Here is a 22543-nt window from a genome sequence, read left to right as displayed (position 1 = left end):
CTTTATGCGCCGTGTCATTTTTCGTTTGTTACATATACTTAAGCAAGAGTCAGACGTTGTATCGGAGGGGTATCCCTGTTTTCCAGCAGCGCCGTGTGCGCTGGGCTGAGTGGGCTCGATTGCGATGAAACCTATACGTATTGCTTTACTCGATGACCATGCTGTTGTTCGTCATGGCCTGGCCAATACCCTGGCCGCCGAGACGAACTTTGAAGTGGTAGGCATTTATGAGCGCAGCCGAGACCTGATCGCCGGTCTCGCCACGGCGCCTGCTGACCTGTTGCTGCTGGATTTCTCCCTGAGCCCCGATGAGTTGGACGGCGTGTCGCTGATCCGCGCCTTGCGGGTCAAGTTTCCCGCCTGCCAGATCCTCATCCTGTCCAGTCATCACGACCCGGCGACTGTGGGCCTGGCCATGCGCGTCGGTGCCCGGGGGTTTGTCGGCAAGGGCGAAGACATGACCCAGTTGATCAAGGCCATCCGCAAAGTGGCTTCCGGGGCGGTGTACCTGAGTACCGACATGACCTATCGCCTGGCCGAAACCGTCACCAGCGATACCCGCAAGGGTTCGGACGAGGTCCCGGACGCACTGATCCTGGCAGAGTTGACCAGTCGTGAGCAGGAAGTCATCCGCTGTTACCTGGCAGGCATGACCATCACGGAAATCGCCGAAAAATTCAATCGCAGCATCAAGACCATCAGCACCCAGAAAACTTCGGCGTTTCGCAAGCTGGGGGTCACGTCGAACAACGAACTGTTCAAGCTCAACAAGATCATCGGTTCGCCATGAGGCAGTGGCTGTGTGGGGGCGTGCTGCTGTGGTTGATGGGAGGAGTGCCTGCCCTTTGTGCGGGGCCCATTGAGTTGAGCGAACAGGAGCAGCGCTGGATAGAGCAGCATCCGGTGTTGCGGGTGGGGGTGGTCGAAGGCTTGATTCCCTTCGAATACATGAGTGATGGGACACTGCAAGGGCGATCAGTTCAGTATCTGAAGTTGGTGACGGATACCACGGGACTTACATTCACGTACACGCCGGGAAAGACCCTGGAAATACGCGAGAAAATGCTCTTTGAAGGTCAGGTCGACCTGTTGTCCTCTTACCTGCATTTCAGGTCTGAGCCATCTACCGAGGGCCTTACCGCGCTGACCTATCACACCACCTCGCCGATCATCGTGACGCGGGTCGACAGCCCCGGTCTTTTCGATCTGGATCAACTGCAAGGCAAAACCGTGATGATCCCCGACACAGATCATTACGAGCAGATATTCAAGGCTACGGGTAGCGGCGCCAACCTAATCAGAAGCACCTCGGCCCTGGATATGCTGACCCGCGTCGAGGATGGCAGTGCTGATGCAGCGGTCGCCTCCGAAACCTTCCTGATGCCTTATCTGTATCGGCAGTTCCAGGGCGTCCTGGAAACCTCAGGGGTGGTCGGGAGCCAGATACTGGATGTCAGCATGGCCGTTCGTGATGACCAGGCCATATTGCTTTCGATCCTCGGGAAGGTCCTGGACTCAATCACCGCCGAACAACGCAATCAGATCTACGATCACTGGTATCAAGACCTGGACCTGGATGTTCCGACCCTGTTCACGATTGCCAATCACTACTTGCATGTGCTGATCCTGGGGGCGTTGGTGCTGGCCAGTTTGTGTGTGCTGGCCTATCGCGGTCATCGCCAGCGGCTTAAAGCTGTGCGTAACGAGCAGGAAAAAACCATGTTCCTGGCGGTCATGGGCCATGAAATACGTTCACCGATGAATGCGGTGCTGGCGGCCATGGAGTTACTGGGGCACACCCGGCTCAATGAGCAGCAGCGCCACTTTGCGCACCTGGCCAATAGCGGTGCCAACGCCTTGGTGCGCTTGCTTGATGATGTGCTGCATACACCTGGCTCGGGCGCCAGGGCCCTGCGCCTGAACATCGAGCCGACCGATGTCACGGCGCTGGTGCAGGGCGTGGTCGGCTTGCATCGCCTGCGCGCCCGGGAAAAGCACCTGAGTTTGAATATGAACATCCAGGCACCGCTGCCCTTGCTGTTGCTCGACAGCTCCCGCCTGACGCAGATTTTTCATAACCTGCTTTCCAATGCCATCAAGTTCACCGATGCCGGAGGTGTCGACATCAAGCTGTGCCTGGTGGCCTCGCAGGCCGGTGACCCGCAGTTGCAAGTCAAGGTCCACGACACCGGGATCGGCATGAGCGAAGCGGTACAGGCCTCTTTGTTTCGTCCCTATGCCCAGGCCAGTCAATCGTACAAGCGCTCCGGTGGTACGGGCCTGGGCCTGGTGATCTGCCAGCAACTGGCGAGCTTGATGCAGGGTTCGTTGAGCCTCAGCAGTGAACCGGGCGTGGGCACTACCATCATTCTCTGCGTGCCGGTGACCGTTGCACCTGAGCCCGCTGCACAACCACCGGTTCAGGCGCCAGCGCCTCAGGCTGTCACCGACGGCCTGCAGATCCTCGTAGTGGAAGACACCCTGGCCAACCAGGAGGTGCTGCGCGCCCAGATCGGCGGTTTTGGCTGCCAGGCTGTGATCGCTGCGGATGCTGCCCAGGCCCGGCTCTTGTTCGGTGAGCAGGCCTACGAACTGATCCTGATGGACTGCGACCTGCCGGACCAGGACGGTTACAGCCTGGTCCGTGAACTGCGGGTGTTCGAGCGTCAGTTGGGGCGGGCCCGTTGCCCGATCATTGCCATTTCTGCCTTGACCGGCGAGCAACACCTTAAACGCTGCATGGATGCTGGCATGGACGCGGTATTGAGCAAGCCGATACGCCTGGGACAACTGCGCGAGGTGATCGAGCGCTGGTGCGGCGTCAAGTTGGCGGCACCCCGTGCGAGCCTGATGGCACCCAGGCTTGATCAGGAGGCGATCAATCGGGAAATGGCCAGTGACCTGGGGAGCCTGATCAAGGCGATAGCGCTTTGTGATCGTCCCAGCGCCGTGCATGTTGCCCACCGCGTGCACGGCGCGGCGCTGATTATGGAGTGGTCGGCCCTGGGCCAGAGTGCCGAGCGCCTGGAGAGCCTGTTGCGTGCGGAGCAGGGCTGGGATAACCCCGTCTATGCGCAGGCCTTGCAAGCATTGGTTGAGCATTGGCATGCCCTGGGCGCAGACACGGCCTTCGACGTACTGGCGCCTGCCCGGAGCACGCGGATGGCGCCGCGATGAGCGCCGTACTGGCACGCTTGCTGCTGATAGGGCTCCTGCTGGGTAACCTGGGTATGGCAGCGCAGGCCAGCCCAGTGCCGATGCAATTGACGCAGCAGGAGCTTGACTGGATTGCGGCCAACCCGGTGCTGCGTGTCGGGGTGTTCGACAACCTGCTGCCCTTTGAATACATCAGCGATGGCCAGCTCAGAGGGTTGTCGGCCAAATACCTGGGGCTGATATCTTCGCGCACGGGCCTGCGTTTCGAACCGGTGAGCACCACCACGCGCAGCGCCCGCAAAGACATGCTGATCAGTGGCGAAGTCGACATCCTACCCACCCGGCGCCAGGATGACGATCCCGTGCAGGATCGCGGGTTGCTCTACACCACGCCTTACAACACCAGCTCGACCATTCTTATCAGCCGTTTTGGCGATCAGCCTTTTGTGGCCTTGGAGCAGCTCGCCGGCAAGCGCCTGGTGATGTTGGGGCGCGAAGGGTATTTCGCGTTCTTGCAGCAGAAGGCGCCCGGTATCACCATCATCTCGGCGCAGAATGCGGTGGACATGATGGCGATGGTCAAGGACGGCCGTGCGGATGCGGCGATTGCTTCCGAATGGCTGCTGATTCCTTACCTGTCTCGCCAATACCGTGGGGTGTTGCAGATATCCGGTGTGGTCCCCGAGCAACATACCGGCGTGAGCATGGCGATACGTGACAGTGACCTGATCCTGCTGTCCATTTTGCAGAAGGCGCTGGCGTCTATCACCAGCGACGAGCGCAAGGCGATCTATGACGCCTGGTTCGTCGATATGAACCTGGATATTCCTACCATCAAGGCCATTGCCGAACATTACCAAGGTGAGTTGTGGCTATTGCTGTCCGTGGTGGCGCTGTTGCTCGCGCTGGTCGTGCAAAGTCGTCTGCAGCGGCGCCAGGCAATGCACAGTGAGCGGGAGAAAGCGATGTTTCTGGCCGTCATCAGCCATGAAGTACGCTCGCCGATGAACGCGGTGCTGGCTGCTGTCGAGTTGTTGGAGCACACGCCGCTTGACGAGCAGCAGCGTCACTTCACCGGGTTGGCCAATAGCGGGGCCAACACCTTGCTACGGCTGGTGGATGATGTGTTGGATATCTCCAAGATGGAGGCCGGGCAACTGACTCTCAATCTTGAGCCGGTGGATCTCTGGGCACTGGTCCTGCGGATAGTGGACGAGTATCGAGCGCCTGCCGAGGACAAAGGTCTTGAGCTGATGGTGACGGGCGAGCGCCCCGACGATCCCTTGCTGCTGGATGACCTGCGCCTGGCGCAGGTGCTGCGCAACCTGGTGTCCAATGCCGTCAAGTTCACCGATATCGGCCGGGTCGAGGTGCAACTGCAACTGCTGGAAAAGCCTGCGGTTGAGGTTCGACAGCTGGTGATTCGGGTCATCGACACGGGTATCGGCTTGTCCGAGCAGGCGCAGTCCTCGTTGTTCCGGCCTTACGCCCAGGCCAAGCAATCCTACCGGCGCACGGGCGGTACCGGGTTGGGCCTGGTGATCTGTCGGCGGCTGGTGCGGCTGATGCATGGTGAGCTGCTCCTCAGTAGCCTGCAAGGCGTCGGTACCCAGGTCGAAGTGAGGCTGCCTGTTGAGCGCGCCGCTTGCCATGAACTGCCGGCAACCGAGCCGGCTCCGATAGTTGAGATCAGTCACGGTTTGCAGGTGCTGGTGCTCGACGATTCGCTGCCCCGCCGGCAAGGGTTGCAGGCACAGCTCGGCAGCCTTGGTCACGGGGCGCTGCTGGCGGCGGATGCAGCCCAGGGGAGGGCGCTGTTCAGTGCCCGCAGGGTCGACATGGTGCTGATCGACTGTGACTCGCCAGAGGGTGACGCGCAACGCATGGCCGGCGCATTGCGTGAGTTGGAGCGTGAGCAGGAGCGCTCCTATTGTCCAATCATTGCCCTCTCGCCATCTGCCGGTAACGAATACCTTCAGCGTTGTTTCGACGCGGGTATAGATGGCGTGCTGACTAAACCGATCGAACAGGCCAAGTTGCAACAGATGATTGAACTATGGTGCGAAGTTCCCCAGGCTCCCCCGATTGAGCCGCGTCCGGAACCTGCCGCGGCGCCGGAGGAACTGCACAAGGAACTCAACCGCCTGATTGAGCGGCTTGCCCTGCGTGATCGCAGTTCGGCGTTGGACGCGATACAGAAGCTGCACATGGCAGCGTTGGTGATTGGCTGGGCAGACTTTGCGGCCACGGTGCAGCATATCCAAGCGTTGTTGCAGGACGAAGTGAGCTGGCCGGCAGAAGCGATTGCGGACCATGCTCGTAGCTTGCTGGAGCACCGGGGTGGGCTTGTCTGCGGGGCGCAGGTGAGCGGCTGAGCGGCTGTGATTGCGATGGGCTCACCGCGTTTTACTTGCCGGGCCGCAGCGCCAACATTCTATTTCGGTATTTGCCCAATAAGCTGGGTTTAAGAACTATTGGAGTGACTGCTTTTTAGGAGTGATCCTATTGACGCAGTGTCGATGATTTTTAAAAAGGAGTTAAGGCGAAACAGTAAGTTTTGCGGGGCATGTAAGTGCTGAAAAGTTTAGGCGTTAAATTGTTTTTCAGAGCACTCCTATATTGAGTTTGATGCGTCCTCCCTAAACTTCATCCCGCAACAACACAGAAGCTCTCCGGCAAGCGGAAGCTTTAAAACTTACTGTAGAACATCGCTCTCTCGGAGTTACTCATGAATTACAAAGCCCGCGCCCTCGCTGTACTGGTCGCTGCCACGGTGTCTTCTGCTGCTCTGGCTTCGGACGGCAAAATCGATTTCAACGGCGAACTTAAAGCCGAAACCTGCAAAGTTGCAGTGAACGGTGCATCCGGTGCGAATGGGACTACCGTCACGCTGCCAACCATCTCCACCGCTTCCCTGACTACCGCAGGCCAAGTGGCCGGCCAGACCGGTTTCAACATCGAGCTGAGCGATTGCTCTGCTGCGATCAAGACCGCTGCTGCCTTCTTCGAGTCGGGCGGTAGCGTTGACCCAGCCAGCGGCAACCTGAAGAACGTGAGTGGTTCTGCCACCAAAGTTCAACTGCAACTGGTTGACGCAACCAATGGCCAGGCGATCAAGGCCGGCAACACCGCGCAGGTCACTTCGACCAGCCGTGTCGACGTTGCAAACACCTCCGCCATCCTGCCATACGCAGTTCAGTACTTCGCCCAGGCTGCTACTACTCCGGGCACCGTTGTCAGCTCCGTGACTTACTCCATCAACTATCAGTAAGTCGCAGGCCATGGACACACGCCCCGCTGTTTATTGAAGGGGCGTGTTTCCATGCGGCAACGGGATTGCTTTATGTCTTGCAAGTTTCTATTCAAGCAACTGCTCCTCACGGGGATGGCGACACTGATGTGTTCCCAGGCCTTGGCTGGGGTAGTGATTACCGGAACCCGCCTGATCTACCCGGCGGGCCAGAAAGAAATCACCGTAAAACTCAATAACAACGGCACGCAGCCAGCGCTGACCCAGTCGTGGATCGACACCGGCGACGTCAAGTCGACCCCGACCAGCTCCAAGGCGCCGTTCCTGCTTTCGCCACCCGTGGCGCGTATTGATCCGACCAAGGGCCAAAGCCTGCGGCTGATGTTCACGGGGGCTCCCTTGGCCCAGGACAAAGAGTCGGTGTTCTGGCTCAACGTACTGGAAATTCCGCCCAAGCCCGAAGCCGGTACGGACCTCAATACCCTGCAAATGGCGTTTCGTTCGCGGATCAAATTGTTCTACCGCCCGAGCGATTTGCCGGGTACTGCCACTGAGGCGATTGAGCAGGTGCAGTGGCAATTGGTGCCGGCGCGTGACGGGCAAGGCCTGGCCTTGCAGGCGTTCAATCCGACGGCGTTCTACGTCTCGCTGGTTGAACTGGAACTGGTGGCCGGCGCCCAGCGTGAGCGCAGTGAAGACGGCATGATCGCTCCGGGTGAAACCCGGCAGTTCGAACTGCCCGCGCTCAAGGCGCGACCGGCTGGCGATGCCCAGGTGGAGTTCAACGCCATCAATGATTACGGCGCACTGGTCCCGACTCGGAAGCCACTCCAGCGCTGATCAATCCCTGACGTTTTTACTCGCGAGTCATTTATGTCGACCTCTTTCAGCAGCAGGCTTTTTCTGCGGGCGCGGCCTCGCTTCGCCTTGAATCCGCTCACGGCCTTGATCCTCAAGGTATTGGCCGTTGCCCCGGGCGTAATAGCCGTGCAGGACGCATTGGCGCAAGAGGTGCAATTCAATGACGCGTTCCTACCTGAGGACTCGCGCAATCTCGACCTTGGTGCCTACCAGGCCGGCAACCCGGTGATGCCGGGGCAATACCGTGCAGACGTGGTGCTCAACGGCCAGTTGAACAGCCGCCAGGATATCCGCATCGAGGCCCAGGCCGACGGCAGCAAGCCGGTGGTGTGCATGACTCGTGGCTTGCTTGAGCGCCAGGGCGTGGAGATGTCCAGCCTGTCGCCCGAAGCCAGCCTGGCTCTCGACAACCAGGGCTGCGCTGCTGTGGGCATGTTGATCCAGGGCGCCACCGCAAACTTTTCACCGGATAACCAGGCCCTCGACCTGAGCATTCCACAAATGGCGCTCAAGCGTAATGCGCGCGGTTATGTCAGCCCCGAGTTGTGGGACCGTGGCGTCACCGCCGGTATGCTCAGCTACAACTTCAGCGGCAACCGTAACCATACCCGCAGCGGCAATTCCGACTCGGCGTTCCTGGGGTTGCAGGCCGGCCTTAACCTGGGTGACTGGCGCCTGCGCCACAATGCCTCGGTCAATTGGCAGTCGCGCCTGGGCACTGATTACCAGGCCCTGGACACTTACGCCCAACGCGATATCACTGCGCTGAAAAGCCAGTTGACGGTGGGCGAGTCCAACACCACCGGCGAGATCTTCGACACCTTGTCCTACCGTGGTGTGCAGTTGGCGAGCGATGACCGCATGTTGCCCGACTCCATGCGTGGCTATGCCCCGGTGATCCGTGGCATTGCCCGTACCAACGCACGGGTGACCATTCGCCAGGCCGGTAACATCCTGCTGGAAACCACCGTGGCCCCCGGCGCCTTTGTGATCGATGACCTGTACTCCACCGGCTACGGCGGCGACCTCAACGTGAGCGTGGCGGAAGCTGACGGTACTGAACAGAACTTCATCGTGCCGTATGCCTCGGTCAGCCAATTGCTGCGCCCGGGCACCTCACGTTTCAGTCTGACCGCCGGTGAAACCCGCAACAACTATGTCGACAAGCAGGTGCGCCTGTTGCAGGGCACTGTGCAATATGGCCTGAACAATACCTTCACCGGGTTTGCCGGTATGCAGTCGAGTGATGACTACACGGCCGCGCTGACCGGCCTGGCCTTCGGCACGCCTATCGGCGCCATGGCCGTGGACGTGACCCATGCCCAGACCGACCTGGCTGGCGGTGCTGCGAAAGGGCAGAGCATGCGGGTGTCCTACAGCAAAAACGTGCTGAGTACTGGCAGTAACTTCTCACTTGCGGCCTATCGTTTTTCCACCAGCGAATACCTGGATTTCAGCAATGCTGTGCAACTGCTCGATGCCGAGAAAAGTGGCTGGGACACCAGCATGTTCGGGCGCCCACGCAGCCGCTTTTCAGTCACCGCCGATCAGAGCCTGGGCGACTGGGGACAAGTGGCAATCAGTGGCTTTGCGCAGAACTATTGGAACCTGCCGGGCAGTGACTTGCAGTACCAGTTCAGCTACAGCAAGCAGTTCAATCGCATCAGCTTCAGTGTGAACGCCAACCGCAGCCGTATGGGCCTGGGCGATATGCAAAACAGCTTCTTGCTGACCATGAGCATGCCCCTGGAGTTTGGTGCGTCTGGCCACACCCCGCAAATAACCGCGCAGGTGGGGCGTGATACCGAAGGCAATTACAGCGAGCAGGCCGGCATCAGCGGCACCGCTGGCGATGACCGCCAGTATGGCTACGGCGCAACCTTCGGTCATGACGGTGCCAACAACAGCAAGAGCGTGGCCCTCAATGGCCAGTACACCGGCGCCCGGGCCATGCTCAGCGCTGCCCTGGGCCGTGGCGATGGCTATACCAGCGCCTCGGTGGGCGCCAGCGGTACGGTGGTGGCCCATGCCGAGGGTGTGACCCTGACACCGTATCGCGGTGAAACCATGGCGGTGGTCAGTGCGCCGGGTGCCGAAGGCGCCAAGGTGTCCGGTTATCCAGGGCTCAAGCTCGACGGCAGCGGCAACGCGGTGGTGCCGTACCTGCGCCCTTATGAATTGAACGAAGTGGCAATCGACCCGATCGGCAGCTCGCTGGATGTCGAACTCAACGAAACCAGCCAGCAGGTGGCCCCGCGTGCCGGCGCCGTGGTGCATCTCAAATACACCACCAACCAGGGCCGCGCGGTGTTGCTCAATGTGCGCCTCGACGACGGCAGCAGCTTGCCTTTCGGTGCGGGTGTGACCGATGCCGAAGGCACGTCGGTGGGCATGGTTGGGCAGGGCGGTCAGTTGTACGCCCGGATCAAGCCTGAAACCCGCCAGTTGCTGATCAACTGGGGCAGCAAGACCCATCAGCAATGCGCGCTGGTGATCCCGGCCGGCCCCGGCGAAGGGCAGCAGTTGCAGCAGTTGGACGCCGTGTGTGCGGCCGGTAAACACGTGGCTGGCAGCGTGCAGCCCAACACTCTTCAAAAGGTACAGTTATGAACATCAGTGCTCTGCTCAAGCCGTGCCTGGCCGTTGTGGCACTATGGGCGGCGGCCGACACCGCCATGGCGGTCACCTGCACCTACACCGGTGGTATCCAGGCGGCAGTGGGTTCGATGCCGCTGCAGGTATCGTCGATCAACGTGGGACGCGATGTACCGGTGGGCACCGAGGTCTTTCGCCAGAAGTTCACTCTGGTTGCAGGCCATGCGCCGACACTTGAGTGCCTGTATGCTCCGTTTCAAATGTGGACAGAGTACACGGTTGACACAAGCTACCCCTTGGCCACTTGGTCCAGCGGCACCTATGCCAACAAAGTCTACAGAACCAGCACCCCTGGACTGGGGGTGGCCTTCAACAACACGGGTGGCCTGCTGCCAAGGCGCACAAATTCGCAGGCATCCACTTGCACGTCGGGTTTCAGATGCCTTATTCCGTTTGCTGACAACCAGAATAGGGGCCCTGCCAACTTTGAATTGATTCTGATCAAGCTAGGCGATGTGACACCGGGGATACTGATGGGTAACTCATTGCCAACCATAAGCCTGTATGCCAACGCAGGCGATGCCAGGATGTTGGGCTTCAAGATGGGCATCTCCGGCAGTATTCAGATTGTCTCGCGCACTTGTAGTACACCAGATGTTTCGGTGCCTATGGGGTCTCATCTGACCGCCAAGTTCACCGGGCTCAACAGCACCACGGGTTGGACGGATTTTGCCATCGCTTTGAATGACTGTCCGGCGTTCAGCGGGATCTATACGACAACGGGGCCGGCTTGGGCATCGCAAAGTGGCACGTCACCTTCCGGTTCGAACAATGGCAGCGGTACCCGAGTCAACAACTCCTTGCAGTACCGTATCGACCCGGCCCGCGTGGCGATCAACGCAACCAATGGTGTGCTTGCCCTCGACCCTGGCGCGACGGGGAATGTACCAGCCGCTACCGGTGTCGGCGTGCAGGTGGCGACCAGCAACGGTACGCCTGTGCCGTTGGCAACCAACCGAGCCAGCGGCCTTACCTTGCGCACCACCGAGGGCAGCTATTCGATCCCTCTGCGTGCGCGTTACCTGCAAACCGCGAGCAAGGTCACGCCGGGGCCGGCCAATGCTTCGGCGACGTTTACGATTATTTATCAGTGAGGGGCCAGCAACCGCGCAATCTCCAGTCGCAAGGCACCGTGGATGTCCTCGGCGTACGGCGTGGCGGTTTTCCAGTCGTAGAACCAGACCGGCATCTTGCGGTAGTGCTCTGCTTCCGAGGCGTAGCGGGGGAAGATGTGGCAGTGCAGCTCCGGCTCTGAATTGCCGAGGATTTCGTAGTTCATGCGCAGCGCACCGGTTGCCTGCAGCACGGCATCGCCGAGGCGGGCCATATCCAGCAGGTAGGTGGTCCTAGCCTGGGTATCCAGGTCGTTGAGGCTCGGCACCACGGGATCGGGCAGCAGTAGGCAGTAACCCGGCAGAAACTGCACATCGCCCATCACGGCCCAACCGGAGGCCATTTTGCAAATCACCTTGTCATTGGCGCCGCTGCGCGCCAGTGCTACACGTTGCGAGATCAGAGACATCCGTAGTCCTTAAATGGGCAGGCGAAATGCCGCATTGAAACACGGATCAGAGGGCGTGCGGTTGACTCCTGTAGGAGCGGGCTTGCCCGCGATGGCGGTGTTTCAGTCACAAGCTTTGGCGGCTGATCCAACGCCATCGCAGGCAAGCCAGCTCCCACACTTGATCCATGTCGCGGCCAAAATTCCGGACCTGCCACCAACCCCCTGTAGGAGCGGGCTTGCCCGCGATGGCGGTGTTTCAGTCACAAGCTGTGGCGGCTGAACCAACGCCATCGCAGGCAAGCCAGCTCCCACACTTGATCCATGTCGCGGCCACAATTCCGGACCTGCCACCAATCCCCTGTGGGAGCGGGCTTGCCCGCGATGGCGGTGTTTCAGTCACAAGCTTTGGCGGCTGATCCAACGCCATCGCAGGCAAGCCAGTTCCCGCACTTGATTCATGTCGCGGCCAAAATCCCGGACCTGCCACCAACCCCCTGTAGGAGCGGGCTTACCCGCGATGGCGTGCGCAAGAACGCCTCGACCCTCAAAACCGATCCAATCGATACGCCTCAAGTGCCGGCAAACCCTGCGGCTGTGGCACGTAGATCGGCGAAGCCAACTGCGCGATAAGCTCGGCCGTCACCGCCGCTTGTGTCAGGCCCAGGTGTTGATGGCCGAACGCGAGCAACACTTTGCCGTCGCATACCCGGTCGATGATCGGCAGCGAGTCCGGCAATGAAGGCCGAAAGCCCATCCACGGCGTCGCGTCTTCAGCACTCAGGTCATGCCGCAGCAGGCCGTGGCTCAGGCGATGCAATTGCCAGGCGCGCTCCATATTCGCTGGCCGCTCCAGGCCGGCAAACTCAACGGTGCCGGCCAGCCGCAGCCCGTCGGTCATCGGCGTCATGATGAACTTGCGCTCCAGCGAGGTGACGGCAAACGGCAGCCGCTCCTGCTCATGGGGCAGCATCAGGTGATAGCCGCGCTCGGTGTCCAGCGGCACCTTTTTACCTGTCAGTGCCTGGGTGAGTCTGGCCGAGTGCGCGCCGCAGGCGATCAGTACCTGGCGTGCGCACATTTGGCCCTGGTCGGTGATCAAGGCAACACCCTGGGCCTGTAGCTGGCCGCCCCGGACCTGTTGTTGGAGAAAGCGCACGCCACAGGACTTGGCGGCTTCGACCAACTCGCCCACCACGCGATACGGATCCAGGAAGTGCCCGGTACGAGGAAAGAACAACCCCCCTTGAATCCGCTCACTCAATTGCGGCGCGGCCTGCTGTACGGCGTCGGCCGACCAGAACTCCACCGGCACCTGTTGACTGGTCATGCGCGCTTTCAATCCTTCAATCGCTGGCCGTGATTCGGAACGCTCAAACACCAGCAGCGAGCCGTCTTCGCGCATCAACCCAGGCCGGTCAATGCTTGCCAGCAGGCGGTGCCAGGCGCCCAGGCTGCTTTCGTTAAGGGCACGGATGCCGGCCACCGTGCGCTGGTAGGCCGTCGGCCGCAGGTTCAACAACAGGCGGGCAAACCAGGGCAGGGCGTGGGGCAGGTATTTCCAGTCCAGGCGCAGCGGCCCCATGGGGTCCATCAACATGGCGGGCAAACGCATCAGGATCGACAGGTCGGCGATGGGGAACACTTGCTCGGTCGCCAGGTGCCCGGCGTTGCCGAACGAGGCGCCCATGCCGGGTGCCTGCTGGTCGATAACCACTACGCGCCGGCCCTGGCGTGCCAGTTGCAGGGCGCAGGCAACGCCGATAATGCCGGCGCCGACCACGGCGATATCGATCTCGGGTTGACGATTGTCAGGCATGTTCAGGCTTCTCTCAGGCCGTCGAGCAAGCGGCGCAACGCCAACGGATTACTGTGCTTGAGGGCGTCGGGCAGCAGGCTGTCCGGGAAGTCCTGGTAGCACACCGGGCGCAGGAAACGCAGGATCGCGGCTGTGCCCACCGAGGTCGAGCGCGAGTCCGAGGTGGCCGGGAACGGCCCGCCATGCACCATCGCATCGCACACCTCGACTCCGGTCGGCCAGCCGTTCACCAACAGGCGCCCGGCCTTGCGCTCCAGGGTCGGTAACAACGTCCGTGCGTGCTCGATATCGCCGTCATCCAGGTGCAGGGTGGCGGTCAACTGGCCTTCGAGATGTTCGGTTACCTGGCGGACTTCGTCGTCATTGGCACATTGCACCACCAGTGATGCTGCGCCGAAGATTTCGGCCTGCAAGCGCGGGTTGGCGAGGAAGTCTTGTGCGCGGGTGGTAAACAGCTGCGCCTGGCACTGGTTCGGACCTTGTGCTGCCAGGCCGCTGGCCAGGCGTTGGGCATGTTCGGCCAAGGTGCCGACGCCCGTTTCATAGGCATTGAAGATGCCGGGGGTGAGCATGGTCTGTGCCGGGCGCTCTTTTAGTTGCTCGCTGGCGAGGCTGATAAAACGCTCCAGCGCTGCTCCCTGAACCGCAATCACCAGCCCAGGGTTGGTGCAGAACTGCCCGGCACCCAGGGTCAGCGACGTGACAAAGCCTTGCGCCAGTGCCTCACCACGCGTCTTGAGGGCGCCGGCAAACAGGTACACCGGATTGACTGCACTCATTTCCGCATACACCGGGATTGGCTCAGGCCGCGCCTGGGCCGCCTTGCACAAGGCGATGCCGCCACTTTGCGAACCGGTGAAACCCACGGCCTTGATGCGCGGGTCGGTGACCAGCGCAATCCCCACTTCGCGGCCGGAACCATACAGCAGGGAGAACACGCCTTCGGGCAAGTCACAGTGCTTGACGGCACGGGCCACGGCGCGGCCCACCAACTCACTGGTGCCCGGATGGGCGCCATGGGCCTTGACGATCACCGGGCAACCGGCAGCCAGTGCAGAGGCGGTGTCGCCCCCGGCCACCGAAAATGCCAGCGGGAAGTTGCTGGCGCCAAACACCGCCACCGGCCCCAGCGGCACCTGGCGCTGGCGCAAGTCAGCGCGGGGCAAGGGTTGACGGTCTGGCTGTGCGGGGTCGACCCGCACATCCAGCCATTCGCCGGCGCGCACGGTACGGGCGAAGGTGCGCAGTTGCTGGCAGGTGCGGCCACGCTCGCCCTGGATCCGCGCATGCGCCAAGCCGGTTTCGGCCACGGCACGTTCGATCAGTTCATCGCCGAGGGCTTCGATTTCGCTGGCGATGGTGTCGAGCAATTCAGCACGCGCCGCCAGGGACGTTTCGCGGTAGCTGTCGAAGGCTGACCATGCCAGCGCGCAGGCCTGGGCCACGTGCTCGGTGGTGCCTCCGTGGTAGGCCGGCTCCAGCGCAGCATTGGTGGCCGGGTTGATCGCACGGACGGCCTCGCGGGTGCCGGGTGTAGCATGCTGACCGATCAGCATATTGCCTGTCAAAGTCATGGTAAATCCTTGCTAAAAGAGTCCAGCCGCTGCGCAACACGATGGTTTCACAGCGGCGTGCGCGGCAGTCAGTCGACGTTCTGTTCCGCCGACCAGTTGGCGTACCACTGGCGGAACAGCGCGTACTGGTTCTCGGCATAGCGGCGCTGGGCATCGCTGAGCACATCGCTTTGGTTGAAGTGCAGGCGGTATTGCAGGTCGCCATTGAGCACCATCAGGTGCTTGTAATAGAGCACCAGGTCGCAGCCTTCATCGAAGGACGACAGCACTGCCAGTGCCGCTTCCAGTTCGCGGGCCTGGCGTCGGGCCTTGGCGTCGCCCTTGGCGGCTTTCTTGCTCAGGGCCACCAGTTGCAGGACTTCCCGTGGCAGGGCGTTGCCGATACCGGTGATGGCGCCGGTGGCGTTGCAGTTGACGAAACCGTGCACCACCTGGGTATCGACACCCACCATCAAGGTCACGTCATCGTCCTTGGAGGTGATGTGTTCGGCCGCATAGCGCAGGTCGGCAGCGCCGCCGAACTCCTTGAAACCGATCAGGTTCGGGTACTCGCGGCGCAGTTCGAAGAACAGGTCGGCGCGGGTCGCAAAGCCGTAGTAAGGGCTGTTGTAGATCACTGACGGCAGGTTCGGAGCGGCGCTAAGGATCGCCGCGAAGTGCGCCTTTTGTGCCGTCGCCGAGGCGCCACGGGACAGCACGCGGGGGATGACCATCAAGCCATGGGCGCCGACCTTGGCCGCGTGGGCGGCATGGGATATTGCCTCACGGCTGTTGACCGCGCCGGTGCCGACGATGGTCGGGATGCCGGCGGCCACCAGGCGCGCCACGCCTTCCTGGCGCTGGGCTTCGGTGAGCAGCGGCCAGTCGCCCATGGAACCGCAATACACCACGGCGCTCATGCCGATATCGATCAGCTCGCGGCCCTTGGCGACCAAGGCGTCGAAGTCCGGCTGACGCTCGGCAGTGCATGGGGTCATCAGGGCCGGGATGCAGCCGGTGAAGATGTTATCGCTCATTGTTTTATCTCCGTGGAAGGGGTTGGTTAAACGCTGCCGGGTGCGCAAATGCCCCAGGCAAAGGGATCCTGTGCGTCGATCAGCAACGTGCTGTCGGCGGTCATGTAGGCGCGGCCAGTGATGAACGGGCGGATACGCTGGCCTTCCCACTCAAAACGGCCTTCGAACTGGCTGGCGGTGATGCTGGCTTGTACCCAGGGCTCACCGGCCTGAAGTTTTCCATCGGCGGCCAGGCACGCCAGCTTGGCGCTGGTGCCGGTGCCGCAGGGTGAGCGGTCGTAGGCTTTGCCGGGGCACATGACGAAGTTGCGGCTGTCGGCCAGTTCGTCATCGGCAAACAGTTCGATATGGTCGATCAACGCGCCGTCTTCGCCCTGGATACCTTGGGCTTCGAGGGCCTTGAGCATCGCCCAGGTGAAGTCGGTGAGGGCGTCGACATTGCCCATGTGCAGTGCCTGGCCGTGCTCCGACACCAGGAAAAACCAGTTGCCACCCCAGGCGATATCGCCGTAGATACGGCCATGCCCTGGCACATCCACCGGCACTTGCTGGCGATAGCGATAGGCGGGCACGTTGCGCAGGGTCACGGCGCCATCCTCATGCAGGGTGGCGCTGACCGGGCCCACCGGCGTGTCGATGCTGTGCACTCCCGGTGTGATGTGCCCCAGGTAGTGCAACGAGGCGACCAGGCCGATGGTGCCGTGGCCACACATGCCGAGGTAGCCGGCATTATTGAAGAAAATCACCCCGCAGGTGGCTCCCGGCGAGACGGGCTCGCAATACAACGCGCCGACCAGGACATCGTTGCCACGGGGCTCCAGCAGGCAAGCGCGGCGCCATTGATCATGTTCGCTGCGCAGGCAGTCGAGTTGCTCGGCGATGGTTTGACCGGTAAGGGCGGGGAAGCCATTCATGATCAGGCGCGTGGGTTCGCCGCCGGTATGGGAGTCAATCACGTGCAGTCGTTTCATCAAGCTCTTCCTTAGTGATTGGCCAGTTGTGCGTTGGCCGGATGCAGGCCGGTGGCGGGCAGCACGGCTTCGCTTTCGTCGTCTTCGTGTTCCAGTTCAACCAGGTGCGCAGGCACGCCGGTGGCTGCGCCCCAGTAGTAGATGCCCAGTGCGCAGGCGGCGACGACCACGGTGTCGAACGGGTGGGTAAGCACGCCCAGGCCACCAAAGCTGCCGAGCTTGGACAGCATGATGGTCACCGCGTAGAAGCCGATCAGCCACGCGCTGGAGCGCACTTGCTGGGCGATGTTCAGGTGCTGGGTCGGCACCAGGCGACGGCACAGCAGGTACACCACAAACATCACGATTTGCAGGCCCAGCAGCCAGGACACGGTGTTCCAGCCCGACCAGTAGACGATCAGCGCGGCGATGATGAACGACAGCGGGCCCAGCACATTCATCCACTTGACCCGAAACGGGCGCGGCATGTCCGGGGCATTGCGCCGTAGTGCGGCGACGCATACCGGGGCCACCGCGTAGCTCAATACCAGGGCGGCGGATACCACGTTGATCAGCGCTTCCCAGGATGGGAATGGCAGGGTCCAGAATACCGACAGGCCAAAGGTCAGCCACAGCGCCGGACGCGGGATGCCGGACTTTTTGTCGATACGGGTGAAGATCTTGAAGAAGGTGCCAGTCTGCGCCCAGCCATAGATCACCCGTGGCGTGGCGTTCATATAGATATTGCCGCAGCCGCTGGGGGAGATCACCGCGTCGGCCACCACCAGGTAGGCCAGCCAGCCCACGCCCAATGCCAGGGCGATATCGCGATAGGGCAGCGCCAGTTCCTTGCTGATCCCGGCCCAGCCGTTGGCGAGCATTTCGGTGGGCACGCCGCCGAGGAAGGCCACTTGCAACAACACATAAATGGCCGTGGACAGCAGCACCGAAAGGATCAGGGCAATGGGAATGGTGCGTTGTGGATTCTTCACTTCGCTGGCCACCGAAATGATCGGCGTCAGCCCCAGGTACGCAAAAATCACCCCACCGGCAGACACCGCCATTTCGATCCCTGACAGGCCGAACGGCGCGAACCCTTGGGAGTGAAAATTGGCCGGCTTGAAGAAGGTGAACAGTACGCCGATCACCAGCAACGGCACGACAAACTTGAATAGACTTACCAGGTTATTGGCGATGGCAAAGGTCTTCACGCTGCGGTAGTTGAGCACGAAAAACAGGCACAGCAGGCCAAACTGCAGCAGCCAGCCCAGGGTGGTGGGATCGCTGGATCCCGCCTTGGTCAGTTCGGGAAACCAGGCGGCGGCGTATTGCCGTGCAGCAACCACTTCAATCGCCACCAGGCTAGAGAACGCGATCAGCGTGATAAAGCCCATCAGGTAGCCCAACAGCGGGCCGTGGGAATACACCGGGTAGCGCACCACGCCACCGGCACGGGGCAGGGCCGCGCCCAATTCGCAGTAGACAATGCCCAGCAACAGCACCGCAAAGCCGCCCAGCAACCAGGAAAAAATCCCCGCTGGGCCTGCGATGGACGACACGTGACTGGCGGCAAACAACCAACCGGAACCGAAGATGGCTCCCAGTCCGATAAAGGTGAGGTCGATCAGAGACAGCTGTTTCTTGAACTTGCCTTGGGCTGACATAGCGGCGCCTTCTTGTGGGTTATTGGATAGGCATGCAGTGGCGCTACAGTGAACCCATCGACCCGCTGGCGATTGATGTTTTGCGTGGCGATCAATGACGAATTCAGCACAATTGCCAGACTCGACAGGGCCATGGTCATCGGGCAATCTGCTGGCCTTGCGAGGCGATCAACGAGGCGGTGAGTGGCATGATGCAGAACGCGTTTGCAACCCTTTGCCAAGGCGGCGAGCAGCGGCCACACAGCCTCGAACAACTGCTGGCGGGCGTGGCCATGCTGTTGCCGATGCTTGACGTGATCCCCAATGCGACGATGTTTATCAAGGACGTGCAGGCGCGCTACGTCATGGCCAACCGCACGCTGGTGCAGCGTTGCGGCTTGAAAGACCGCCGGCCGCTACTGGGCAAAACCAGCGCCGAGGTGTTTCCCGCGCAGTTGGGGCCGGGTTATACCGAACAGGATCGGCGCGTGCTGGAACAGGGCCTGGTGCTGGAGGACCAACTGGAGTTGCACCTGTACGGCAGCCGCGAACCCGGTTGGTGCCTGACCCATAAATGGCCGTTGTACAACCACGAAGGCGCGATCATCGGCCTGGCGGGCATTTCGGTCGACCTGCAATCGGCCAGCGAAACCCACCCGGCCTATCAGCGCTTGGCTGCTGTGGACGAATACATCCGCGCCCATTTCAACCGACGTGTGACCCTGGGTGAGCTGACGCGCATCGCCGGTACGTCCGTGGCGCAGTTGGAGCGTTACTGCAAGCGCGTGTTCCACCTGACGCCCCGGCAGATGATCCAGAAAGTGCGCCTGGAGCATGCCCACCGCCTGCTGCATACCGAGTTGCCGATCACCGATGTGGCCTTGCAGTGCGGTTACACCGACCACAGTGCATTTACCCGGCAGTTCAAGGCGTTGACTGGTTTTACGCCGCGTCAGTATCGCCAGGCGACAAGTTAACCTTTGACCTTCAAACAACATTCTCAATGTGGTACGCCTTGCGCAGGGGCTCACCCATTTCTTCGTGAAGGCCGTTTTCCGTGAATGGCTTTGGGTTGGTAAATGTAGGCGGTGTGGACGGGTCTCTGTCGAAATCGAATGACTCGTTCGTCCATAAACCGACGGCTTGACGCTCTATATTATCTTCTAAACCTTTAGGTCCATCATTGATCTTGGTTTTTCCTTTAAATTCACTTTTGTTTACAGCGTTATAAGCGTGGGCCATTTCATGATATAAAATACTGATTGGAAATGTCTGGGGCTTGGTCCCCAAGTATGAAGGGTTGACGTTTATGTCCCGGAAAAAGAAGTGCCCGTCATCATCGTCTGCTTGCTTGATCTCGATGGGTTGATCTTCTTCAAATTGCCCGGTCTCCACGTTGTATATTTCAGCCCTCGGTGTATCACCGTCAGACGCAGTATTGCGCCGATAGGCTTCATCAAGCTCCATCAGCATTTTTTGCCCTGTGGGTGATAGGCGTAGTAGCTCAAAGTCATCTGCAATCCGCTGTTTGAATTCAGGGGTTCCTGAAACTTTCAAGCCCGCGTGCCCTGCGTCAGAGTATTTGGCCTCTACCAGTTTAGAGCCGGAAGTGCGTTGGACAGTATCATCTGTCTTGGCAAAAATCGTATCGGTATCACTGAGTGAGATAATCCGGTTTTTTTCTTTCCCAGTATAGATATGGCTACCGCCACAACTCATTATAAAGTTATTGCCCAGGCCGCCGTGCATAATAGTACGCCCACCCTTTGCGTACATTTCGTCATTGCCACGCCCACCATCCATATAGGTTCTTTGTGTGTTGCCAAAGTAGCCTGCAAACATTCTGTCCTTGCCATCATTTCCGTACAGTGCACCCATTCCGCGGCCTGCAATCAGTACATCATCTCCCTTGCCGCCCTCGGCATAACCAAAGCCGCTGCCAAGTCGCACCGTATCGTTGCCGGCACCCGCCAGCACCCGCGTATAACCACTTCCGGCCTGAACATAGTCAGCACCATCCCCGGTCTCGATGAGCATCCGTTCACTGACATCAGGATCGACCCAGACGTGGTCGTCGCCTCCGAGGGTTTTAATATGGATCTCCGGGATTTTCTGATCACGCTGCTGACTGTCTATATGGTAGGTCTTGCCGTTGATAATAATATCAATACTTTTATTGCTTGCTTTTTTTACGTGAACAGTGTCTGCATGACTTGTGGTTTCTATCACCAGGCGATCTTTTTCTACCTTGGTTTTAGGCGCTTCATATACCCACTTCAGTTCGCGAGAAACTGTAACGTTTCGATCGCTTAGGAGTGGGTACTTCTTTGATAGCTCTTCTTTGTTAGGATGTATTCCCAGTTCTGGTTTTTTTATTTCAGATATCGTCAGGGTGTTTGAGAAATCACGATTTTGCTTTTTTATCCCGTCAGAAGATCCATTGCTGGATGATGTTGGATGCTGTGTGGCGTTAAAGGAGGTGGCAGGTGGTCTGTGTGATATTTTCATAGTACAGCCTCTGAACTGTTTTGCTTTTGTCGACACTGACGTAATAATGATTAGGCTATTGCAGTTTTTAGCTGGGCCCGGAAAGTCCGCAATCCTAATCCATGCTTGTGTTCGTCATTGACTTGATAGCATCTGTGGTGTCGACGGCAACATAGTTCCACGGAACTTGAAGGGTTCATATCGCGTAAAGACTTTTCAACGCACTCCGGTATGCAGCTTCCTCTACCTGGTGATGTCAGTACTTATGGTGGCTGACCCAGATTTGATCGTCATTGCTGCAACTGCAGGGCCTCACGTTTGAAAAAGCGGCCAGGGCCACGTCGAACTGGCGGGTGGCGTCGGCGAACACCTGGCGATAGATCAGATCATGCTTGATGGAGGTCTGGGTCCAGAGCACGGCATCCAGTTGGTCGTTGGTGGGTGGGTACTGCTGACAACCGACCAATAGCGAAGAAAACAGGCAGATACTGGCGAAAGTAGGATTACGCGTGAAAGACTCGGCCTTAAAAGTGAAGGGGACTCAGGGTCAGTACATTAGCCTAATCGCCCAGGTTTGTACGTGACCCGCGTGTCAGTGCATTTACCCGGCAGTTCAAGGCGTTGACCGGCTTTACGCCGCGTCAGTATCGCCAGGCGACGGCTGTGTAACCCCTGGCTCTACCACCACTTCCATTTGCCTTGTTTTTTGAGGGTGACGACTCTCTCTTCACGCTTATTGCGGATTTCAACCATCTTTTTGCGCATTTCCTTGCACCGGTTGCTGTTGAGAATCAGCAGGCCTGCTAGCGGCCCAACGAGCGCCATGAGGTAAAGGTAAAGGCTTGGGCGATAGATGATTGCCGGAAGAGATATCAGCAGGCACGTGAAGTAAATTCCGGTACTTATCCAAACCCAATGAGTTCGACCGGACAGAACTTTGAATTTAGCGATCGTAAATATCAGGCCCGACCCCAGGCTACCGAAAAAAAATATCTGGGAGAGCAGAACCGTTGGGAGTGTAGAGAGGTAGGTCACCGTTACTAAGACGGTGGTTATAGCAATCGAGAAGCACCCGACAAGGAGGTCGCCCCCTATAACCGGCATATAACGTTTGAGGAGTGGCCATGGATCTTCAATAAAAAAATTGGAGTCGTAGAGCGTTTTCCGGCCTTTCGACTTTTTCAGGTCTAGTCTCCTTTGCCGGCTCATGGCATTACTTCTTCATAGATGCCAATAGCTAATGTGTTGATGTTCCCAGACATTGCGCTGCTGCCCAAGCCAAGGGTTGCGGCCATGGCGTCTCGAATATGGCTTGCGGTGGACGCCTGGATTTCTGTGGCACTGATGCGTTTTGGTAGACTTCCTGTGGCCTGTTTTAACTTGAGTAGTTTCGGCGTCAACCGTGGATCTATATAGACAACTCCCGCACCGATCAGTAGCGGATCTGCATCAATGGCGAAGAACAGTTGGTGCAGGTCAACGCTGCTTTCAATCTGTTGGCGTGTGATGCGATGGACTGAAGGGAATCCATCTCTGAGCGGGGACGAAGTCATTCCTTAACGCCTGGCTTTCATGAGGCCTGTGAGATTAAAGATGTGTCGTCGTGGATGAATGTCAGAAAAGCTCCTTTA

Annotated in this window: 17 protein-coding genes and 1 pseudogene; 8 read left to right on the top strand and 10 right to left on the bottom strand. The window is 59.7% G+C overall.

The window, feature by feature from the left end; all coding sequences use genetic code 11:
• Window positions 1-124: 124 nt before the first annotated feature.
• The 7 genes from H097_RS03280 to H097_RS03250 all read left to right on the top strand — a co-directional run bounded on the left by H097_RS03280 (window position 125) and on the right by H097_RS03250 (window position 11016).
• Window positions 125-790 carry a response regulator transcription factor gene (locus tag H097_RS03280; RefSeq protein WP_032857309.1) on the top strand — a complete coding sequence of 222 codons (666 nt, stop codon included), beginning with the start codon at window positions 125-127 and terminating at the stop codon, window positions 788-790.
• Window positions 787-3177, top strand: a complete 2391-nt coding sequence (locus tag H097_RS03275) for an ATP-binding protein (RefSeq protein WP_156356771.1) — start codon at window positions 787-789, stop codon at window positions 3175-3177. The genes H097_RS03280 and H097_RS03275 overlap by 4 nt, the downstream gene beginning before the upstream one ends.
• Complete coding sequence (locus H097_RS03270; RefSeq protein WP_050593294.1) at window positions 3174-5531, top strand: ATP-binding protein; 2358 nt, start codon at window positions 3174-3176, stop codon at window positions 5529-5531. The genes H097_RS03275 and H097_RS03270 overlap by 4 nt, the downstream gene beginning before the upstream one ends.
• 353 nt (window positions 5532-5884) lie before the next feature.
• Window positions 5885-6427, top strand: a complete 543-nt coding sequence (locus tag H097_RS03265; protein WP_032857308.1) for a fimbrial protein — start codon at window positions 5885-5887, stop codon at window positions 6425-6427.
• A 72-nt stretch (window positions 6428-6499) separates the two neighbouring features.
• Window positions 6500-7246, top strand: coding sequence for a fimbria/pilus periplasmic chaperone (locus H097_RS03260; protein ID WP_032857306.1), 747 nt, complete (start codon window positions 6500-6502; stop codon window positions 7244-7246).
• Window positions 7247-7279: 33 nt separating this feature from the next.
• Window positions 7280-9877, top strand: a complete 2598-nt coding sequence (locus H097_RS03255) for a fimbria/pilus outer membrane usher protein (protein WP_032857305.1) — start codon at window positions 7280-7282, stop codon at window positions 9875-9877.
• Window positions 9874-11016: a fimbrial protein gene (locus H097_RS03250; RefSeq protein ID WP_032857304.1), complete on the top strand. Its 1143-nt coding sequence runs from the start codon at window positions 9874-9876 to the stop codon at window positions 11014-11016. The genes H097_RS03255 and H097_RS03250 overlap by 4 nt, the downstream gene beginning before the upstream one ends.
• On the opposite strand, the gene H097_RS03245 is transcribed toward H097_RS03250, so the two are convergent.
• From H097_RS03245 to H097_RS03220, 6 genes are all read right to left on the bottom strand, one after another.
• Window positions 11010-11444 (bottom strand): HIT domain-containing protein, encoded by a 435-nt coding sequence (locus H097_RS03245; RefSeq protein ID WP_032857302.1) that lies wholly within the window; start codon window positions 11442-11444, stop codon window positions 11010-11012. The genes H097_RS03250 and H097_RS03245 overlap by 7 nt on opposite strands.
• A 526-nt stretch (window positions 11445-11970) precedes the next feature.
• Complete coding sequence (locus tag H097_RS03240; protein WP_032857300.1) at window positions 11971-13242, bottom strand: FAD-dependent oxidoreductase; 1272 nt, start codon at window positions 13240-13242, stop codon at window positions 11971-11973.
• Window positions 13243-13244: 2 nt separating this feature from the next.
• On the bottom strand, window positions 13245-14816 hold the full coding sequence (locus H097_RS03235; RefSeq protein ID WP_032857298.1) for an aldehyde dehydrogenase (NADP(+)): 1572 nt from the start codon (window positions 14814-14816) through the stop codon (window positions 13245-13247).
• A gap of 68 nt (window positions 14817-14884) precedes the next feature.
• Entirely contained in the window at window positions 14885-15832 is a 948-nt protein-coding gene (locus H097_RS03230) for a dihydrodipicolinate synthase family protein (RefSeq protein WP_032857296.1), read from the bottom strand.
• 26 nt (window positions 15833-15858) lie between these two features.
• Window positions 15859-16803 (bottom strand): 4-hydroxyproline epimerase, encoded by a 945-nt coding sequence (locus H097_RS03225; protein WP_032857294.1) that lies wholly within the window; start codon window positions 16801-16803, stop codon window positions 15859-15861.
• Between the two features lie 11 nt (window positions 16804-16814).
• Window positions 16815-18446 carry an APC family permease gene (locus H097_RS03220; RefSeq protein WP_032857292.1) on the bottom strand — a complete coding sequence of 544 codons (1632 nt, stop codon included), beginning with the start codon at window positions 18444-18446 and terminating at the stop codon, window positions 16815-16817.
• Between the two features lie 188 nt (window positions 18447-18634).
• On the opposite strand from H097_RS03220, the gene H097_RS03215 reads away from it, so the two are divergent.
• Window positions 18635-19402 (top strand): AraC family transcriptional regulator, encoded by a 768-nt coding sequence (locus tag H097_RS03215; RefSeq protein WP_174553285.1) that lies wholly within the window; start codon window positions 18635-18637, stop codon window positions 19400-19402.
• Between the two features lie 10 nt (window positions 19403-19412).
• On the opposite strand, the gene H097_RS03210 is transcribed toward H097_RS03215, so the two are convergent.
• The 4 genes and pseudogenes from H097_RS03210 to H097_RS03195 form a co-directional block, all read right to left on the bottom strand.
• Entirely contained in the window at window positions 19413-20933 is a 1521-nt protein-coding gene (locus H097_RS03210; RefSeq protein ID WP_082445516.1) for a M91 family zinc metallopeptidase, read from the bottom strand.
• 307 nt (window positions 20934-21240) lie between these two features.
• A pseudogene (locus tag H097_RS29080) lies at window positions 21241-21399 on the bottom strand (acid phosphatase); the annotation flags it as partial.
• Window positions 21400-21590: 191 nt separating this feature from the next.
• Window positions 21591-22121, bottom strand: coding sequence for a hypothetical protein (locus H097_RS03200; RefSeq protein WP_032857288.1), 531 nt, complete (start codon window positions 22119-22121; stop codon window positions 21591-21593).
• Window positions 22118-22465 (bottom strand): hypothetical protein, encoded by a 348-nt coding sequence (locus tag H097_RS03195; protein ID WP_032857287.1) that lies wholly within the window; start codon window positions 22463-22465, stop codon window positions 22118-22120. Before H097_RS03195 ends, H097_RS03200 begins: the two co-directional genes overlap by 4 nt.
• Window positions 22466-22543: the final 78 nt, after the last annotated feature.

The sequence above is a fragment of the Pseudomonas sp. FH4 genome, from assembly GCF_000510915.2.
GTDB lineage: Bacteria > Pseudomonadota > Gammaproteobacteria > Pseudomonadales > Pseudomonadaceae > Aquipseudomonas > Aquipseudomonas brenneri.
This window is presented reverse-complemented; position numbering and strand designations above follow the sequence as displayed.

Bases quoted from the DNA above. Each gene is read 5' to 3' on its own strand.
- H097_RS03235 (WP_032857298.1), bottom strand. From the start codon at position 14,816: ATGACTTTGACAGGCAATATGCTGATCGGTCAGCATGCTACACCCGGC.
- H097_RS03245 (WP_032857302.1), bottom strand. From the start codon at position 11,444: ATGTCTCTGATCTCGCAACGTGTAGCACTGGCGCGCAGCGGCGCCAAT.
- H097_RS03260 (WP_032857306.1), top strand. From the start codon at position 6,500: ATGTCTTGCAAGTTTCTATTCAAGCAACTGCTCCTCACGGGGATGGCG.
- H097_RS03220 (WP_032857292.1), bottom strand. From the start codon at position 18,446: ATGTCAGCCCAAGGCAAGTTCAAGAAACAGCTGTCTCTGATCGACCTC.
- H097_RS03195 (WP_032857287.1), bottom strand. From the start codon at position 22,465: ATGACTTCGTCCCCGCTCAGAGATGGATTCCCTTCAGTCCATCGCATC.
- H097_RS03240 (WP_032857300.1), bottom strand. From the start codon at position 13,242: ATGCCTGACAATCGTCAACCCGAGATCGATATCGCCGTGGTCGGCGCC.
- H097_RS03210 (WP_082445516.1), bottom strand. From the start codon at position 20,933: ATGAAAATATCACACAGACCACCTGCCACCTCCTTTAACGCCACACAG.
- H097_RS03275 (WP_156356771.1), top strand. From the start codon at position 787: ATGAGGCAGTGGCTGTGTGGGGGCGTGCTGCTGTGGTTGATGGGAGGA.
- H097_RS03270 (WP_050593294.1), top strand. From the start codon at position 3,174: ATGAGCGCCGTACTGGCACGCTTGCTGCTGATAGGGCTCCTGCTGGGT.
- H097_RS03230 (WP_032857296.1), bottom strand. From the start codon at position 15,832: ATGAGCGATAACATCTTCACCGGCTGCATCCCGGCCCTGATGACCCCA.
- H097_RS03215 (WP_174553285.1), top strand. From the start codon at position 18,635: ATGATGCAGAACGCGTTTGCAACCCTTTGCCAAGGCGGCGAGCAGCGG.
- H097_RS03225 (WP_032857294.1), bottom strand. From the start codon at position 16,803: ATGAAACGACTGCACGTGATTGACTCCCATACCGGCGGCGAACCCACG.
- H097_RS03250 (WP_032857304.1), top strand. From the start codon at position 9,874: ATGAACATCAGTGCTCTGCTCAAGCCGTGCCTGGCCGTTGTGGCACTA.
- H097_RS03200 (WP_032857288.1), bottom strand. From the start codon at position 22,121: ATGAGCCGGCAAAGGAGACTAGACCTGAAAAAGTCGAAAGGCCGGAAA.
- H097_RS03280 (WP_032857309.1), top strand. From the start codon at position 125: ATGAAACCTATACGTATTGCTTTACTCGATGACCATGCTGTTGTTCGT.
- H097_RS03265 (WP_032857308.1), top strand. From the start codon at position 5,885: ATGAATTACAAAGCCCGCGCCCTCGCTGTACTGGTCGCTGCCACGGTG.
- H097_RS03255 (WP_032857305.1), top strand. From the start codon at position 7,280: ATGTCGACCTCTTTCAGCAGCAGGCTTTTTCTGCGGGCGCGGCCTCGC.